The organism is Tepidibacter formicigenes DSM 15518, assembly GCF_900142235.1.
GTDB lineage: Bacteria > Bacillota > Clostridia > Peptostreptococcales > Peptostreptococcaceae > Tepidibacter > Tepidibacter formicigenes.
The window spans coordinates 69,819-86,796 of sequence record NZ_FRAE01000004.1 but is presented as its reverse complement, the minus strand read 5'-3'; the positions used below and the strand labels follow the sequence as shown (position 1 = coordinate 86,796).

At 27.1% G+C, this 16,978-nt stretch carries 16 protein-coding genes; all 16 read right to left on the bottom strand.

Going from position 1 to position 16,978, the window contains the following annotated elements:
- Nucleotides 1–232: 232 nt before the first annotated feature.
- The 16 genes from recA to rbfA all read right to left on the bottom strand — a co-directional run bounded on the left by recA (nt 233) and on the right by rbfA (nt 16,978).
- Nucleotides 233–1,252 (bottom strand): recombinase RecA, encoded by a 1,020-nt coding sequence (gene recA / locus BUA77_RS00470; protein ID WP_072886446.1) that lies wholly within the window; start codon nt 1,250–1,252, stop codon nt 233–235.
- A 166-nt stretch (nt 1,253–1,418) separates the two neighbouring features.
- Nucleotides 1,419–1,937: a CDP-diacylglycerol--glycerol-3-phosphate 3-phosphatidyltransferase gene (gene pgsA, locus BUA77_RS00465; protein WP_072886445.1), complete on the bottom strand. Its 519-nt coding sequence runs from the start codon at nt 1,935–1,937 to the stop codon at nt 1,419–1,421.
- Nucleotides 1,924–3,261, bottom strand: coding sequence for a 30S ribosomal protein S12 methylthiotransferase RimO (rimO, locus tag BUA77_RS00460; protein ID WP_072886444.1), 1,338 nt, complete (start codon nt 3,259–3,261; stop codon nt 1,924–1,926). The genes pgsA and rimO overlap by 14 nt, the downstream gene beginning before the upstream one ends.
- Nucleotides 3,258–4,316 (bottom strand): tRNA 2-selenouridine(34) synthase MnmH, encoded by a 1,059-nt coding sequence (mnmH, locus tag BUA77_RS00455; protein WP_072886443.1) that lies wholly within the window; start codon nt 4,314–4,316, stop codon nt 3,258–3,260. The genes rimO and mnmH overlap by 4 nt, the downstream gene beginning before the upstream one ends.
- Before the next feature lies 1 nt (nt 4,317).
- Entirely contained in the window at nt 4,318–6,621 is a 2,304-nt protein-coding gene (locus BUA77_RS00450; RefSeq protein WP_072886442.1) for a DNA translocase FtsK, read from the bottom strand.
- A 135-nt stretch (nt 6,622–6,756) separates the two neighbouring features.
- Nucleotides 6,757–7,494, bottom strand: coding sequence for a ClpP family protease (locus BUA77_RS00445; protein WP_072886441.1), 738 nt, complete (start codon nt 7,492–7,494; stop codon nt 6,757–6,759).
- A gap of 94 nt (nt 7,495–7,588) precedes the next feature.
- Nucleotides 7,589–8,806, bottom strand: coding sequence for an aspartate kinase (gene dapG, locus BUA77_RS00440; RefSeq protein WP_072886440.1), 1,218 nt, complete (start codon nt 8,804–8,806; stop codon nt 7,589–7,591).
- A 17-nt stretch (nt 8,807–8,823) separates the two neighbouring features.
- Complete coding sequence (locus BUA77_RS00435; RefSeq protein ID WP_072886439.1) at nt 8,824–9,069, bottom strand: YlmC/YmxH family sporulation protein; 246 nt, start codon at nt 9,067–9,069, stop codon at nt 8,824–8,826.
- A 10-nt stretch (nt 9,070–9,079) separates the two neighbouring features.
- A complete protein-coding gene (locus BUA77_RS00430; protein WP_072886438.1) occupies nt 9,080–10,321 on the bottom strand; it encodes a M16 family metallopeptidase in 1,242 nt (413 codons plus the stop codon).
- Between the two features lie 59 nt (nt 10,322–10,380).
- Entirely contained in the window at nt 10,381–11,094 is a 714-nt protein-coding gene (locus BUA77_RS00425) for a polysaccharide deacetylase family protein (RefSeq protein ID WP_072886437.1), read from the bottom strand.
- 90 nt (nt 11,095–11,184) lie between these two features.
- Nucleotides 11,185–13,296: a polyribonucleotide nucleotidyltransferase gene (pnp, locus tag BUA77_RS00420; protein ID WP_072886436.1), complete on the bottom strand. Its 2,112-nt coding sequence runs from the start codon at nt 13,294–13,296 to the stop codon at nt 11,185–11,187.
- Nucleotides 13,297–13,440: 144 nt separating this feature from the next.
- The gene (gene rpsO / locus BUA77_RS00415; protein WP_072886435.1) at nt 13,441–13,707 is read right to left on the bottom strand and encodes a 30S ribosomal protein S15; all 267 of its coding nucleotides are present in this window, start codon (nt 13,705–13,707) and stop codon (nt 13,441–13,443) included.
- A 103-nt stretch (nt 13,708–13,810) separates the two neighbouring features.
- Nucleotides 13,811–14,737, bottom strand: a complete 927-nt coding sequence (locus BUA77_RS00410) for a bifunctional riboflavin kinase/FAD synthetase (protein WP_072886434.1) — start codon at nt 14,735–14,737, stop codon at nt 13,811–13,813.
- Nucleotides 14,738–14,754: 17 nt separating this feature from the next.
- Nucleotides 14,755–15,657 (bottom strand): tRNA pseudouridine(55) synthase TruB, encoded by a 903-nt coding sequence (gene truB, locus BUA77_RS00405; RefSeq protein ID WP_072886433.1) that lies wholly within the window; start codon nt 15,655–15,657, stop codon nt 14,755–14,757.
- A 12-nt stretch (nt 15,658–15,669) separates the two neighbouring features.
- Nucleotides 15,670–16,620 carry a DHH family phosphoesterase gene (locus tag BUA77_RS00400; RefSeq protein WP_330389928.1) on the bottom strand — a complete coding sequence of 317 codons (951 nt, stop codon included), beginning with the start codon at nt 16,618–16,620 and terminating at the stop codon, nt 15,670–15,672.
- Complete coding sequence (gene rbfA / locus BUA77_RS00395; protein WP_072886431.1) at nt 16,613–16,978, bottom strand: 30S ribosome-binding factor RbfA; 366 nt, start codon at nt 16,976–16,978, stop codon at nt 16,613–16,615. Before rbfA ends, BUA77_RS00400 begins: the two co-directional genes overlap by 8 nt.

The following is a 16,978-nucleotide window of genomic DNA, read 5'->3' as shown; positions in this document are numbered from 1 at the left end:
TATAATCCACTGCAAATTAATTTTTAAATTATTGTTTAAACATAACTTACACCATGGATTTAAAATAAATATACTGCAAAAACTAAACAAAGTCTTCCCTTGAAAACTTATATATAAGATAGATTTTGTTGAAATGAATAGAAAATTAAGTATAATTTTCTATTCATTATGAAAAAGCCTCTTGTTTTTTCATTTTATAATTTTTTCATTAAAGTGTCAAGTTTTACAAGTTTTATTCAGCTGTACTATCTGTTGTTTCTGTTTTTATTAAACCATAATGTTCTCTAACCTTAGCTTCTATTTCATTCACTAGCTCATCATTTTCTGATAAAAACTTTTTAGCATTTTCTCTTCCTTGTCCAAGTTTTGTGTCATTATAACTGTACCAAGCTCCTGATTTTTTTACTATATCAATCCCCACTGCCATATCTAAAAGATCTCCTATTTTAGATATTCCTTCTCCATACATTATATCAAATTCACATTGTTTAAATGGAGGAGCTACTTTATTTTTAACTACCTTTACTCTCGTTCTACTTCCAAGTATACTATCTCCTTGTTTTATTATGTCACATTTTCTAACATCAAGTCTTACTGAAGAATAGAATTTAAGCGCTCTACCACCAGTTGTTGTTTCAGGATTTCCAAACATAACTCCTACTTTTTCACGAAGCTGATTTATAAATATAGCAATTGTATTTGATTTTTTTATAGAACCTGTTAATTTTCTTAAAGCTTGAGACATAAGTCTAGCTTGAAGCCCTACATGAGAATCTCCCATTTCACCTTCTATCTCTGCTTTTGGAACTAATGCTGCAACAGAATCTATAACTATTATATCTACTGCACCACTTCTAATTAATGCCTCTGTTATTTCAAGAGCTTGTTCTCCTGTATCAGGTTGAGATACTATTAAATTGTCTACATCTACTCCTAAAGCTTTAGCATAAACAGGATCAAGTGCATGTTCTGCATCAATAAAAGCAGCTATTCCACCTTGCTTTTGAGCTTCTGCTACAGTATGAAGTGCAACAGTAGTTTTACCTGAAGATTCTGGTCCATATATTTCTACGATTCTTCCTTTTGGAAGACCTCCTATTCCTATAGCTATATCAAGTCCTATTGAACCAGTTGATATAGCCTCTATATTCATTTTAGAAGCTTCTCCTAATCTCATTATAGATCCTTTTCCAAAGTCTTTTTGTATTTGAGATAAAGCCATATCGAGTGCTTTTTTCTTATTTTCATCCATTTTTTATAACCACCTTTCTTTTGAAGAACAAACGTTCTAAAAAGATTATATATTATATTTTCTTTATAGTCAATTATCTATTATATTATTCAGCATGATTTATATTTTTATAATTACATATTAAAAGCCCTAATACAAATGTATCAGAGCTTTTTGACTATGTTTTCTAATCCATATCTTTGAATAAATTTCTGTTTAAATATATATAATCATATCCTGAATAAATAGTAAGTAATACTGCAATCCACATAATTATACTTGAATATGGTATATTTAAAAGAATCATGATTATAGCAAATATTTGAGATATAGTTTTAGCTTTTCCCCACTTGCTAGCTGCTATTACTATTCCACTTGATGCTGCTATTGCTCTTAATATACTTACAGCAAACTCTCTAGATATTATTACTATAACCATCCAAGAAGGTATTAAATTAAGCTCTACCATTGTTATTAAGGCAGAAGCTACTAAAAGCTTATCTGCTAAAGGATCCATAAATTTACCAAAATTACTTACTAAATTATACTTTCTAGCAATGTATCCATCTAAGAAGTCTGTTGCAGATGCTAAAGAAAATACAGCAGCAGAAATAAGTAGTGAATTTTTTATGTCAGATAGTATTATTATTACGAATACAGGAACCAATACAATTCTAAGCATTGTTAACTTATTAGCAAGATTCATCTAATATCACTCCCATTAAATCATATTCTAGGGCATTATTTATTTTTACATCAACAAAGCTTCCAATCTCTAGTTCTTTATCTGTATTTACATAAACAAGACCATCTATTTCATAAGCATCTTGATATGTTCTTCCTATGTAAACATTATCTTCTAATTTTTCCTCTACTAAAACTTCATATACATTACCTATTTTAAATCTATTTTTTTTAAGAGATATTTTTTGCTGAATTAGCATTAATTCTTCTCTTCTTTCTTCTTTTATATTATCTGATATTTGATATTCTAATTTTGCAGCCGCAGTCCCTTCTTCTTTTGAATATGCAAATACTCCTAATCTATCAAATTTTACTTCTTTTACAAATTCTTTTAATTCATCAAACTCCTCTTCTGTTTCACTTGGAAATCCTACTATTATAGAAGTTCTAAGTACAGCATCAGGTATGTTTTTTCTTATTAAATCTATTTTTTGTTTTATATCATCTTTTGTTGTTCTTCTATTCATTAACTTTAATATTCTATCACTACAGTGCTGTATTGGTATATCAAAATAACTGCATATTTTTTTATTTTCACTTATTACTCTTATAATTTCTTCACTTAATGCTTCTGGATAAGAATACATTACCCTAATCCATTTTAATTCTTCTATTTCAGAAAGTTCTCTTAATAGATAAGAAAGTTTTTCTTCTCCATATAAATCAATTCCATATCTTGTTGTATCTTGAGCTATTACAACTAATTCCTTCACTCCTTGATTTGCAAGACTTTTAGCTTCTTTTAATAAATCTTCTATTTTTCTACTTCTATATTTTCCTCTTAATTTAGGTATTATACAATATGTACAGTGATTATTACATCCTTCAGCAATTTTTAAGTATGCCATATAGCTTGGCGTACTTAAGTATCTTGGAAGTGTTTCATCATACACAAAATCAAGTTCATCAAGTTCAACTATATTTTTTTCTTCAGTTAATCTTTTTATTATATCTGCTATTTTAGAATAGCTTCCTGTTCCAACAATAGCGTCAATTTCAGGAATCTCATCTTTAAGCTCATTACTGTATCTTTGAGCTAGACATCCAGTCATTATAAGAATTTTAAAATTTCCTTTTTCTTTATATTGTGCAAACTCTAATATAGCATTTATAGATTCTTCCTTTGCAGATTCTATAAATCCACATGTATTTACTATTATTACATCTGCTTGTTCAAAGTTGCTTGTAAGTCTATGTCCGTTATTTTTTAGTATTCCAAGCATTACCTCCGCATCAACTAAATTTTTGGAACATCCAAGTGATTCTAACGCTATTTTTAAACTCATTTATTTAACTCCCTTCTTTCTAGTCTTTCGTAAATTGTAATTAATTTTGCCATGGCTTTTTCAAATTTATCACAGCTTATAATATGATTATAAGCAAATTTATCAATAGAATATTTGTACAAAGGATCATAATAGTTAACAATAAGTTCTTTTGCTATTATAGCATACTCTTTTGAATTTAATTTTTCAATTAAATAATCAATTTTTTCATTTCCTAATCTTTTTCTTAACTTTTCTAAAGCATCTAAAATTACAGTATCTTCCTTATAATTTAAACTTATATATTGTTCAACTAACCTTTTAACTCTAGAATTTATGCTACTTTCAAGTAAAATATGATATCCTTTTTCTATCATTGTATTATATATGGAGTTTGGAATAAGAACTGATCCTATTCTTTTGCTTTCACTTTCTATAAATATATATTTAGATTTTGAATTGTTTATGTAATTAAATATTAAAGATTCAAATAATTTTTGACTAGGAGGATTGTCTTTAAAACAAATATGACCAAATACAGAACCACAATTTTTGGCTATATTTTCCAAATCTAAACCTTTTACTCCTTTTTTATTTAGGTATTTTAAAGCATCTGTCTTTCCAACTCCAGTTAATCCATGAAGAACAATAAATTTATAATTTTCATCTATATTCTCTAAAAAATCTATAACATAATTTCTATAGCTTTTATATCCTCCTCTAAGCTGATACATATTTATCCCTAAATTACAAAAGAAATTTACAACTGATCCGCTTCTCATTCCTCCTCTTGAACAGTACACAACTATGTTTTTATAGCTTTTAGACAAACTATTAAATTCTAAATACAAATCTTTTATTTTTTTAGATGTAAACTCTAATCCCTTTTCTACAGCAGATTCTTTTCCATCTTTTTTATATATAGTTCCAACTACTTTTCTTTCCTTATCATCTAAAATAGGAATATTTATAGATTTAATAATCCTATCCTCTTTATACTCTAAAGGAGATCTTACATCAACAAATACTGCATTTTCAAGTTTTAAAGCCTCTTCTAAATTTATACCCCTATTCAAACTACTCACCTACCGTACTTTCATATTCTTCCTTTGTTATTAAAACTTTTCTAGGTTTACTCCCCTCACTAGGTCCTATTAATCCTCTTTCTTCCATTTGATCAATAAGTCTTGCTGCTCTATTATAACCTATTCTAAATTTTCTTTGAAGCATTGAAGCAGAAGCTTGACCTGCATTTACAACTAATCCTATAGCTTCACTTAATAAATCATCTTCATCTGATGAATCAAAGGTAACTCCTTTATTTATATTTTCTATTATATCTTCAGTATAGTTTACCTCTTCTACTTGACTTTTAACAAAATTAACAACACTTTCTACTTCTTTATCGGAAATAAAAGCACCTTGAAGTCTCACAGGCTTTGGAGAGCCAACAGGATAAAATAGCATATCCCCTTTACCAAGGAGCTTTTCTGCTCCCCCCATATCAAGAATAGTTCTAGAATCAGCTTGAGATGATACTGAAAAAGCAATTCTTGAAGGAATATTGGCTTTAATAACACCTGTTATAACATCAACAGAAGGCCTTTGAGTTGCAACTATAAGATGCATTCCAGCCGCTCTTGCCATTTGAGCTAATCTACATATAGCATCTTCTACTTCATTAGGACTTACCATCATTAAATCCGCAAGCTCATCTATTATAATTACAACTTTAGGAAGTTTTTCCTCTACTTTTTCATTATAACCAGTTATATCTCTTACAGAGTTTTCTGCAAATAGTTTATATCTTCTATTCATTTCAGTTACTGCCCAATTTAAAGCATAAGCAGCTTTTTTGGGATCAGTAACTACTGGTATTAAAAGATGAGGAATTCCATTATAATTTGTAAGTTCAACAACCTTAGGATCTATCATTAAAAATTTAACTTCATCAGGTTTTGCTTTATATAATATACTATTTATTAAAGTATTTACACAAACACTTTTACCAGAACCTGTAGCACCTGCTATAAGTAAGTGAGGCATTTTAGCTATATCTGTAATTATAGGCCTACCTGATATATCTTTACCAAGTCCAAATGAAAGCTTAGAATTATTACTCGAAAATTCATCTGATTCTATAACTTCTCTTAAAGTAACAAGTTGAACTTCGTCATTTGGAACTTCTATCCCAATAGCAGATTTACCAGGAATCGGAGCTTCAATTCTTATGCTCTTTGCTGCTAAACTTAAAGCTATATCATCTACAAGACCTACTATTTTACTAACTTTAACCCCTGCCTTTGGTTGAATTTCATACCTTGTTATAGTAGGACCTTTAGTAACTTGATTTATTTGAGCTTCTACACCAAAATCTTTCAATGTTTTCTCTAGAAGCTTTGCATTTTTAAGTATTTGTTTTTTATCTTTTGGGTCTACTATATTATTTGCCTTAAACAATAAATCCGTACTAGGTTTTTTATAATCTAAAAACTTTTCACTTTCAGAATTTGTGATTATTTTTATTTCTTGATTATCTTTATTTAATTCCTTTTTAGATTCTATTTCTTTTTCATCATTTTTATCATTAAATTTTGTTTCTTTTTTGTCAGTAGAATAATTATTTTCAATAATTTCAGTATTATCTTGAAGATTTTTGTTAAAATCCACTATCTTTATTGATTGTTCTACCTCAGTTTCAGCTGCAATTTCATTATTTATATTTACAATCTTTTTATTTTTTCTTTTTTTAGTTGGTTTTTCTTCAATTGTTACAAAATTTACAACAAAACTTTTGAATACTACAAAATTATCTACTAACAAGCTTTTTATTTTATTTATAGTCTCTTCTATAGATATATTAAAACTGAATAAAACGATAATTATTAAGCAAAAAATACTTACAATATAAGACCCTTTTACTCCAAATAATTTTATAAAATAATAAGCTATTATAGTACTAAACATACCACTTCCACTGCCTTCAATTGATATAGAGAAAATAACCTTTAAATTTTCTGGTAGGAAAGGACTATCTATAGGTATAAAATCTTTTTTCATAAGTCCATAAATTAACATTGCAATAAATATAAAAGGATAATAAAGCTTATAACTTTTAATTTTTTTTAACTCATCATTATTAATTAAATGTATAATTCCTAAAAATATTATTATGTATGGAATAATTATAGATAGTTTTGAAAAAAAACCTAAAAACATAACCTTAATAAAATATCCTATTTTACCCATTGAATCAGTTTTTAAACTATAAGAAAGAAATAATCCTAAAAATATTAAACTTAAAGAATTAAATTCTTGTTTAAACTTACTATCTAGTTTAATTTGATTTTTCTTTTCTTTTTTATTTCTTCTTTTGCTCAAAAAAACCACCTCTTTAAATAATAAAAATATTACCAAAACTATCTTTGATTATTTACATAAACATAGTATATTATTACATTAATAAAAGTGTTAATGTCAAAGACATTAACACTTTTATTTTTTAATTATAACATATTATTTATTTTTCTGGGAATTTTCCTCTAATTTTTCTTCTTCTTTCTCTTTGGATTTTTCTTTAGAAATTAATTGTTTAAGATGGTTTAAAGCCTCTTTTAATCCTCCTACTTCATTTATTATACCATAATCTACAGCTTCTTTTCCAATAAGAACACTTCCTACATCATTGACAAGTTCATCTCTTGAATTCATAAGCTCATATAATGTTTCCCTATCAATTTTAGAAGTTCTAGTTATAAAATTAATTATTCTTTCCTGCATTTTTCTAAAATATTCGAAAGTCTCACTTACTCCAATTACAAGTCCACTCATTCTTATTGGATGAATTGTCATAGTTGCAGTAGGAGCAATAAATGAATAATCTCCTGATGTTGCCAAAGGAACACCAATGCTATGACTTCCTCCTAAAACTAATGTAACAGTATGTTTTGATAAGCTATTTATAAGTTCAGATATTGCAAGTCCTGCTTCTACATCTCCTCCTACTGTATTTAATATTATTAATACTCCTTTTATATTTGGATTCTCTTCTATTGCATATAATTGGGGAATTATATGTTCATATTTAGTTGCTTTTTTCTGAGGTGCTGATACCATATGTCCTTCTATTTCTCCTATTATAGTTATACATTGAATTTCTTTATTTTCAAAAGGCAAATTTGGAGTTCCTAACTGCTTAATGTCTTCAACCATATTTTTATTTTTTGTTTTATCTTCAATTTTCTTTTTATCCATGACTTCCTCCTATTTTAATTTTTTAATTCATAAATTTATTTTGCCCAATCATATATAATTTAAGACAAAAAAATAAGCTACAATTTTAAGTAGCTTATTCTTCAAATAAATTAAATTCTTCATGAAGAGCATTAACAGCATATTTTAAATCTTTTTCATTAATTAAGCAAGATATAGTCATATGTGAATCTGATGTTTGAAGTATTTTTATATCTTTTTTTGATAAAGCTCTCACTATTTTTACCATGACTCCAGGTATTCCTGTTATTCTAGAGCCTATTAAAGTAACTTTTGAACAGTTTTCTATTAAATTATATTCTAACTTATAAGAATCAAGTATATTTTTAAGTATTTTAAGTTTATTTGAATCTATTGTAAATGCCTTTTCTTTTACAAAAAAGTTAATCATATCTATACTTATACCATTTTTTTTCATTTCATTTAAAATATCAGTAAATATATCTTCTTTACAATTTTTAATCATAACTTGAATTATATCATTTTTGTGTGCTATAGCTGTCATTAATTTTTTCTCATTAACCCTATAAGAATCTATGTCAGTAAGAGTATAGGAGCATATATTTGTTCCTTCTTTTGGATTTAATGTGTTTTTTATCTTTAAAACAATATTACTATTTTTTGCTATTTCTACTGCTCTAGGATGAATTACCTTTGCTCCTTTTTCAGCCATTTGAAATACTTCATCATAATTTATATTTTTAATTATCTTAGCATTAGGCTCTATTTTAGGATCAGCTGTCATTATTCCATCTACATCTGTATATATTTCTACTGTTTTTGCCTTTATCCCTTTTCCTATTATAACAGCAGATGTATCACTTCCTCCTCTTCCTAAGGTTGTAACTTCTCCTTTTTTTGTTATACCTTGAAATCCAGTGACAATCACAACCTTGCCACTGGAAAGCTCATCATGTATTCTAATAGGACTTATATCTATAACTGTAGAATCACCATACTTTCCATCAGTTATTATACCCGCTTGAGCTCCTGTAAGTAATACAGAGTCTATACCTATATTTTTTAAAGTATTAACAAGAAGTGTTCCTGATATTATTTCTCCACAAGACATTATAAGATCAAGTTCCCTTAATGATGGCTCTTCATTTATTTCCTTACATAATTGTATTAATGTATCTGTTGCATATGGTGCCCCTTTTCTACCCATTGCTGAAACCACAACAACTAAATCATATCCCTTTTCTTTATATTCTTTTATTATTTCAGATACTTTAATCATTTTTTCATAGGATTCTACTGATGTCCCTCCAAATTTCTGAACTAATATATTCATATTTATGCCCTCCACAGTTAGATATTTCCTTCATATTCAATTATTATCATATCATTACCTATTTTTTTTACATTTTTCCAAGGAACCTCTAATACTTTGTTGTCTCTTTTAAAAGAAAAAAAACTCCTATCTTTAGGAATAACAAGAGAAATTATTTTACCCGTAGATTCATCTACAATTAAATCAGATTCTGCTATAATCCCCAATCTTTCCCCTGTAGTTAAATTAACAATTTCTTTTCCAGCAATAGAAGATAATTTCATGTTAATCCCCCTATATCTTTATATTTTCAACATCCTTTCCAACTATACAAACAGCACTAGTGTTTATATTAAAAGTTTTATCTATAACATTTTTAACATCATTAATGGTTATACTATTTATATTATTTATTATATCTTTTGGAGTATTTAATTTTTTAAGTAAAAGCTGCGATTTTCCTATAGCCATCATCCTACTACCAATACCTTCAAGTCCCAATATATAATTTCCTTTTAATTGTTCTTTAGATTTTTCTATTTCATCAGCTGTCAAATAATTATCTTTTAAAAGTTTAATTTCATCAAGAATTGAACTATAAACATTATTTAAATTCTTTTCACTTGTACTTGCAAATATATTTAAAACCCCTGATTTTTTATGAAGAGTAGGATAAGAGTATATAGAGTATACACTACCTTTTTCTTCTCTAATATTTTGAAAAAGCCTTGAGCTCATGCTTCCCCCAAATATATTATTAACTACTGATAGTGCATATACTTCATTACTTTCAAGTTCTATACTTTTTAGTCCCATACACAAATTTATTTGCTCTATATCTTTATTTTTTTTAACAACTCCACTATTAAATTCACATTTATTTATATCTATGCTATTAAAATTATTATTATTCCATCCCTTAAGTTTTTCATTTAAAAGGCTAACTATATCTTCAAATTTAAAATTACCACAAATAGATATTACACAATTTTTAGGTACATAATAATTATCAAAAAACTCTATCACAGATTCTCTATTTATATTATCTAAAGAATTTCTTGTTCCTAATATATTCATTCCTAACCCTTCATTTTTATAAATCAACTCAAATAGTAAATCATGAGCTAAATCTTCAGGTGAGTCATCATACATTTTAATTTCTTCAAGTACTACTGATTTTTCTTTAATTATATCCTCCTCTAAAAATAAAGGATTTAAAATCATATCACATATTACATCAATTCCTGTATAAATATGTTCATCTAACATCTTAACATAAAAACAAGTGGATTCTTTACTTGTAAATGCATTAATTTGTCCACCTAAATTATCTATATCTTGGGCTATTTTTTTTGCAGATCTGTTTTTAGTCCCTTTAAAAAGCATATGTTCTATAAAGTGAGACATTCCATTTATATTTTTATCTTCATATCTTGTACCTACATTTATCCATAATCCAAAACTTACTGAATTAACATATGGTATTTCTTCCCCTACTATAACTAATCCATTATCTAAAATATGTTTTTTATACAACTTTTTTCCTCCCTATTAGTTTAAACTTTACACATCTAATTATAATTTACATTATGATTTTATTCAACTTTAAAAATATTACTAAGTTTTCCTACTTCATAGCCATTTTCTCTTACTATATTTATTATAGCTTTTAAAGACTCAACACTTCCTTTAGTTGGATGTATTAAAATAATACTTCCATCTTCTATTTTCTTTGATTTAACTCTCTTTATTATTTCATTAGGATTCTCTTTATATTTCCAATCTATTGTATCTATACTCCATTTTATAGGTATATAATTAAGATCTTGAGCTGCTTTTACAGTATCTTTGTTATAATATCCTGATGGAGGTTCAAAAAATACTGTTTTTTCTTTAATAATAGTTTCTATTATTTTCTTTGATTTTTTTATTTCTCTGTAATTTAAGTTATAATTTAACTTACTGTAATCAATATGCTTATATCCATGATTTCCTATTTCATGTCCTTCTTTTTTAATTTTCAAAAGAATTTCAGGATACTTTTCTGCCCATCTTCCGGTTACCATAAAAGTTATTTTTATATTTTCTTCATTTAATATTTTAAGCATTTCATCTATACATTCATTTCCCCAATCCACATTACATGTTATAGCTACATAATTTGAATTTTCTTTGTTTCCTTTATAAAATGGTTCATTAATGCTATTAAAAGATTTTACAGAAAAATCTCTTAAATTAAATCCAACCCCTATTAACAATAGTATAAATGCTAATGCCAAAACTTTTTTTTTGTTAAATATTACTATCATAAATTCATCTCCTTTATATATCTTTCCACTATATATGTATTAAAAGGGTTATGAATTTATGCAAAAAAAATAAGCACTTCTTTGTGCTTATTATTTTTGGTCTGATTCTTTTTCTTTTGATTCCTTTTTTTCAATTAATGCTTTTCTTGAAAGATTTATTCTTCCCTGTTTATCTATTTCCGTTACTTTAACTTCAACTTCATCTCCTATTTTTAAAACATCTTCAACTTTTTCTACTCTTTCATGAGCTATATTAGAAATATGGATTAATCCTTCTTTACCTGGAAGTATTTCAACAAAAGCTCCAAAATTCATTATTCTAGTAACTTTTCCTTTATATACTTCTCCTGCTTCTGGCTCTTTAACTATAGCAATTATCATATCTTTTGCTTTATTTCCCATTTCTCCATCAGGAGATGCTATAAATATTTCTCCATCTTTTTCTATATCTATTTTAACGCCAGTTTCTTCTATTATTTTTGTTATTGTTTTTCCTCCTGGTCCTATTACATCTCTAACTTTATCTGGATGTATATTTAATTTTATTATTCTTGGAGCATAAGGAGACATTTCTTCTCTAGGTTTATCTATTGTCTTTTTCATTTCATTTAATATATGGATTCTTCCTACTCTTGCTTGAGACAGAGCATTTTTTAATATATCTCTATCTATTCCAGCTATTTTAATATCCATTTGTATTGCTGTTATTCCTTTTTGGGTACCTGCTACTTTAAAATCCATATCTCCTAAAAAGTCTTCCATGCCTTGTATATCCGAAAGTATTGCAACTTTATCTTTTTCTTTTATAAGTCCCATGGCAATACCAGCTACCATATCTTTTATAGGAACTCCTGCATCAAGAAGTGATAAAGTACTTCCACAAACACTAGCTTGAGATGTTGATCCATTAGAGCTTAAAACTTCTGATACAAGTCTTATTGTATATGGAAATTCTTCTTTACTTGGAATTACTGGTTCAAGTGCTCTTTCAGCAAGTGCCCCATGTCCTATTTCTCTTCTTCCTGGTCCCCTTAAAGGTCTTGTTTCTCCTACGCTATATGCAGGAAAGTTATAGTGATGCATATATCTTTTATCTTCTTCATCTTCAAGTCCATCTAGAACTTGAACATCACCTAGAGCACCGAGTGTTGCCACTGTTAAAACTTGAGTCTGTCCTCTTGTGAAAAGTCCTGAGCCATGAGTTCTTGGAAGAATACCTATTTCAGACCAAATAGGTCTTATTTCGTCAGGCTTTCTATTATCTGGTCTTATGCCTTCATTTGTAATCATATTTCTTACTTCTTCTTTTACTATAGTATGTAAAACCTCTTCTATATCTTTAATATTTTCTGGATATTTTTCTTCGAAGTATAAAACAGTTTCCATCTTAACCTTTTCCATATTTTCAGATCTTTCAAGCTTTTCAACTGTTTTTATAGCTTGTCTCATCTTTTCAGATGCAAATACTCTAACCTCTTTTTCTATTTCTTCATCTGGCTTATATAAAATTACATTTTGTTTTTCTTTACCTACTTCTTTTACAATACCTTCTATAAACTCAACTATTTTTTTAATTTCTTCGTGTGCAAACATAATAGCATCTAGCATTAATTCTTCAGAAACTTCATTTGCTCCTGCTTCAACCATCATAATAGCATCTTTAGTGCCTGATACAACTACGTGCATATCACTTTTTTCTTTTTCTTCAACTGTAGGATTTACAATAAATTTACCATCTATTAATCCTATACAAACAGATCCTGTAGGTCCATTAAATGGTATATCAGATATTGAAAGAGCTACAGATGAACCTATCATGGCAACAATATCTGTAGTACATTGTGGATCTACAGACATAACAGTTGCTACAACTTGTACATCATTTCTATATCCTTTTGGAAACAAGGGTCTTATAGGTCTATCTATTAATCTTGAAGTTAAAACAGCTTTTTCTGATGGTTTTCCCTCTCTTTTTATAAATCCTCCAGGTATTTTACCAACAGAATAAAGCCTTTCTTCATAATCAACACTTAATGGAAAGAAATCTATTCCTTCTCTTGGCTCAGATGATGCACAAGCATTTACAAGAACAACACTATCACCATATTTTATCATACAACTTCCATTTGACATTTCACAAACTTTTCCAATTTCTACAGAAAGTTTTCTTCCAGCTAGGTCCATTTCAAAATTTTTATACATAATTTACCTCCTCTCATAGGTAAAAGATACTACAAATTTTAATTTTAGTAAACAATTTTATTGAAAATATGTCTGTAAATATTATTCCCTAATAAAAATCAATTTATTAGTATTATAAAAAGAGCAGGTAAGCCCTGCCCTTCATTATTTTCTTAATCCTAATTTTCCAATTAAAGTCTTATATCTGTCTAAATCTTTTTCTTTTAGGTACTTAAGTAAACGTCTTCTTGTACCAACCATTTTTAAAAGACCTCTTCTTGAATGATGATCTTTTTTATGAATCTTTAAGTGCTCATTTAACTCATTTATTCTAGCAGTAAGTAAAGCTACTTGAACTTCTGGAGAACCAGTATCTCCTTCATGAGTTTTGTAAGTATCGATTATTTGTTGTTTTTTGTTAGTATCTAACATATTTAACACCTCCATATTTTTTATCCCCTATTGCTAAGCATTGGTCGGTGAATCAAATGCCGAGCAATGGTTGACAACAAAATCTATTATAGCACAATTTTACCTATAAGTAAATATATTTTTTTCTTTTTATCTTTTCTACATCATTTTTCATTTGGTTTCTTAATTCTTCTATTGTTTTAAATTGAATTTCATCTCTAATTCTTTCAATAAAATAAAGAGACACTTCTTTTTTATATAAATCCCCATTATAATCTATTATATAAGTTTCAATAGAAAAGTTTTTATTTTGTATTGTAGGAGTATACCCTATATTTGTTGCTCCATCATAAAAGTCATTTTCTATTTTAACTTTTGTACGGTAGACTCCAATTTTAGGGATTAAAATATCTTCATCTACTTTTAGATTAATAGTTGGAAACCCTAATTTTCTCCCTACTTTTTTACCATGTACAACTACTCCATTAATGTTATATTCTCTTCCTAAAAACTTTCTTACCCTCTTAATATTTCCTTCTTCTAATAACTTTCTAATATAAGTACTACTTACTCTAATGTTTTCAATTTTAATAGGCTCAATAACCCTTACATTAAAATCATATATTTGAGCAACTTTTTTTAAAAAATCAGCATTTCCACCTCTGTTTTTGCCAAATTTGAAGTCATGACCTATGATTAGTTCTTTTACTTTTAGTCTTTTTATAAGTATCTCTTCTATATATTCATCTGGAGTTAATTTTATAATAGATTCATTAAATGGTATTGGTAAAACTATATCAATCCCCATATTTTTTATAAAATTATACTTTTCTTGAATTGTCATTAAATTTTTTATACTATCATTAACAAAAAAATTTATAGGATGATTAGAAAAAGTAAAAAGAATACTTTTTAAATTTTTCTCCTTTGCTATTGATATAGTTTTGTTTATTATATTTTGATGTCCTATATGAACTCCATCAAAATTTCCAATAGTTACAACCGTATTATTTTTCAAATTTATTTTTTTTAAATCCTTAACTATTTTCATCCTAAACATCTCCATATTTATAAAAACAATTTATAGCTTTTTAAAGATATTCTTTCATCTATAAATATTATTTTTCCAATACCACAAAATTTATCTTTCATATAAACTTTAACTAATTCTTCATTTTCATAGTTATTCAATGTTATTAAACCTTTTTTATATACTACATTACCATTTGAAAAAGCTTTATAAGCACTTTCTTTTATATTTATGCTCTTATAGTTTTCTAGTGGATAATCTATATTAAATAAATATTTTTCTAGATTACCATTATTTGATGCTTCTTCAAATTCTTCTAGTGTAACAGAATTTTTTATATCAAAACTTCCAGATGAAGTCCTAAGTAAAAAGGACATATGTCCTCCAACTCCTAGTTCATCACCTATATCTTTACAAAGGCTTCTTATATAAGTTCCTTTTGAGCAGGTTACCTCAAATAATATCTTATTTTCACTTATATTTTTTATTTCTATAGATTTTATGAATACATTTCTAGGTTTTATATTAACATCAGTTTGTCCAGCTCGAGCAAGTTCATAAAGCTTCTTCCCCTTTATTTTAATGGCTGAATAGATAGGAGGAGTTTGATTTATTTCTCCCTTAAATTTTTCAAATGCTTCATATACTTCTTTTTCATTGATATGAATAACATCTTTTTTATCTATTATGCGCCCAAAAGAATCATAAGTATCCGTTTGTATTCCTAATGTTAGCTCTCCTATATAAGTTTTTTCTTTATTCAATATCATTTCAGATATTTTTGTAGCTTTTCCTATACATATAGGAAGTACTCCTGCAGCATTAGGATCTAGCGTTCCAGTATGTCCTACTTTTTTTATTTTAGTAATTTTTCTTATTTTAGATACTACATCATGAGATGTCATTCCTGTTGGTTTTAATATATTTAGTATTCCATTCATATTATCACTCTCTTAAACATGCTCTAATACTTCTTTTATTACCATTTCTTTTACATTTTCTAAAGAATTTTTTATTGTACATCCAGAAGCCTTTATATGGCCTCCTCCTCCAAATTTTCTAGCTATCTCACTTACATCAACATATGATTTAGATCTTAAGCTTACTTTCACTAAATTAGATTCCTTTTGCTTGAACAAAATTCCAACTTCAACGCCTTTTATATCTCTTGCATAATTTACAAATCCATCAGCGTCATTAAAACTTATAGCATTCTTTTTAAACATCTCACAGGTCAAATCAATAGTTGCTATTTTTTCTTCAATAACTTCTAATGTGTTTAATGTATCTCCCAATATCTTTACATAATTTAAAGGATTGTTTTGATATAAATTTTTTATTATATTTTCTTTATCTATTTCAAGTTTTAATAAATTAGAAGCCATTATGAAGCTACTTGAATTAGTATTTGAATACATAAAATTTCCTGTATCTGTTATAAGTCCAGTATAAAGGCAATTTCCTATTTTTTTATCAATAATTTTTTTATCTATATTATTTAATAAATCATATATAATTTCACAAGTTGAAGAAGCTTCAAAGTCAACATAATTTAAATCACCATAATTGTCATTGCTTTTATGATGATCTATATTTATAAGCATTTTACAATTTTTCTTTATTTCTTCACTACAGCAAAGTCTATCCTTATCTCCACAATCAAGAGATATTAAAATATAATCATCTATATCTATTTCTTCTGATTTATATATTTTTATATCCTCATATAGAAAGCTTAAATTTTTAGGAAGTGTATCATCTAATACAAAAATTACTTTTTTATTAAGTTTTTTAAGCCCATAATAAAGTCCTATTGATGATCCTAAGTTATCTCCATCTGGACTATAATGGGAAGTGATAATAAAATTATCACTTCCCATTATAGCTTTAATTATATTATTCATTCTCATCATCTTCTTTTTTGATATTAAGATTTTTAATTAAATTTGACATATAAAGTCCTTTTTCTATAGACTCATCTAATTTAAATATAATTTCTGGAGTATATCTTAATTTTATATTTTTACCAACTTCTCTTCTAATAAATCCACTAGCACTTTTAAGTCCCTTTAAAGTACTTTCTTTATCACCAGAAAGTACGCTTACATATATATACGCATATTTTAAGTCAGAAGTAACATCTACATCAGTAACACTAACTAAAGTAGAAACTCTAGGGTCTTTAATCCCTTCTAATAATAATCTACTTACTACTTTTTTTATTTCTTCTCCTATTCTTTTTGTTCTCGGATATGTTGACAT

Bases quoted from the DNA above. Each gene is read 5' to 3' on its own strand.
- recA (WP_072886446.1), bottom strand. From the start codon at position 1,252: ATGGATGAAAATAAGAAAAAAGCACTCGATATGGCTTTATCTCAAATA.
- pgsA (WP_072886445.1), bottom strand. From the start codon at position 1,937: ATGAATCTTGCTAATAAGTTAACAATGCTTAGAATTGTATTGGTTCCT.
- rimO (WP_072886444.1), bottom strand. From the start codon at position 3,261: ATGAGTTTAAAAATAGCGTTAGAATCACTTGGATGTTCCAAAAATTTA.
- BUA77_RS00445 (WP_072886441.1), bottom strand. From the start codon at position 7,494: ATGGATAAAAAGAAAATTGAAGATAAAACAAAAAATAAAAATATGGTT.
- dapG (WP_072886440.1), bottom strand. From the start codon at position 8,806: ATGAATATATTAGTTCAGAAATTTGGAGGGACATCAGTAGAATCCTAT.
- BUA77_RS00435 (WP_072886439.1), bottom strand. From the start codon at position 9,069: ATGAAATTATCTTCTATTGCTGGAAAAGAAATTGTTAATTTAACTACA.
- BUA77_RS00425 (WP_072886437.1), bottom strand. From the start codon at position 11,094: ATGATAGTAATATTTAACAAAAAAAAAGTTTTGGCATTAGCATTTATA.
- pnp (WP_072886436.1), bottom strand. From the start codon at position 13,296: ATGTATAAAAATTTTGAAATGGACCTAGCTGGAAGAAAACTTTCTGTA.
- rpsO (WP_072886435.1), bottom strand. From the start codon at position 13,707: ATGTTAGATACTAACAAAAAACAACAAATAATCGATACTTACAAAACT.
- BUA77_RS00410 (WP_072886434.1), bottom strand. From the start codon at position 14,737: ATGAAAATAGTTAAGGATTTAAAAAAAATAAATTTGAAAAATAATACG.
- truB (WP_072886433.1), bottom strand. From the start codon at position 15,657: ATGAATGGAATACTAAATATATTAAAACCAACAGGAATGACATCTCAT.
- BUA77_RS00400 (WP_330389928.1), bottom strand. From the start codon at position 16,620: ATGAATAATATAATTAAAGCTATAATGGGAAGTGATAATTTTATTATC.
- rbfA (WP_072886431.1), bottom strand. From the start codon at position 16,978: ATGTCAACATATCCGAGAACAAAAAGAATAGGAGAAGAAATAAAAAAA.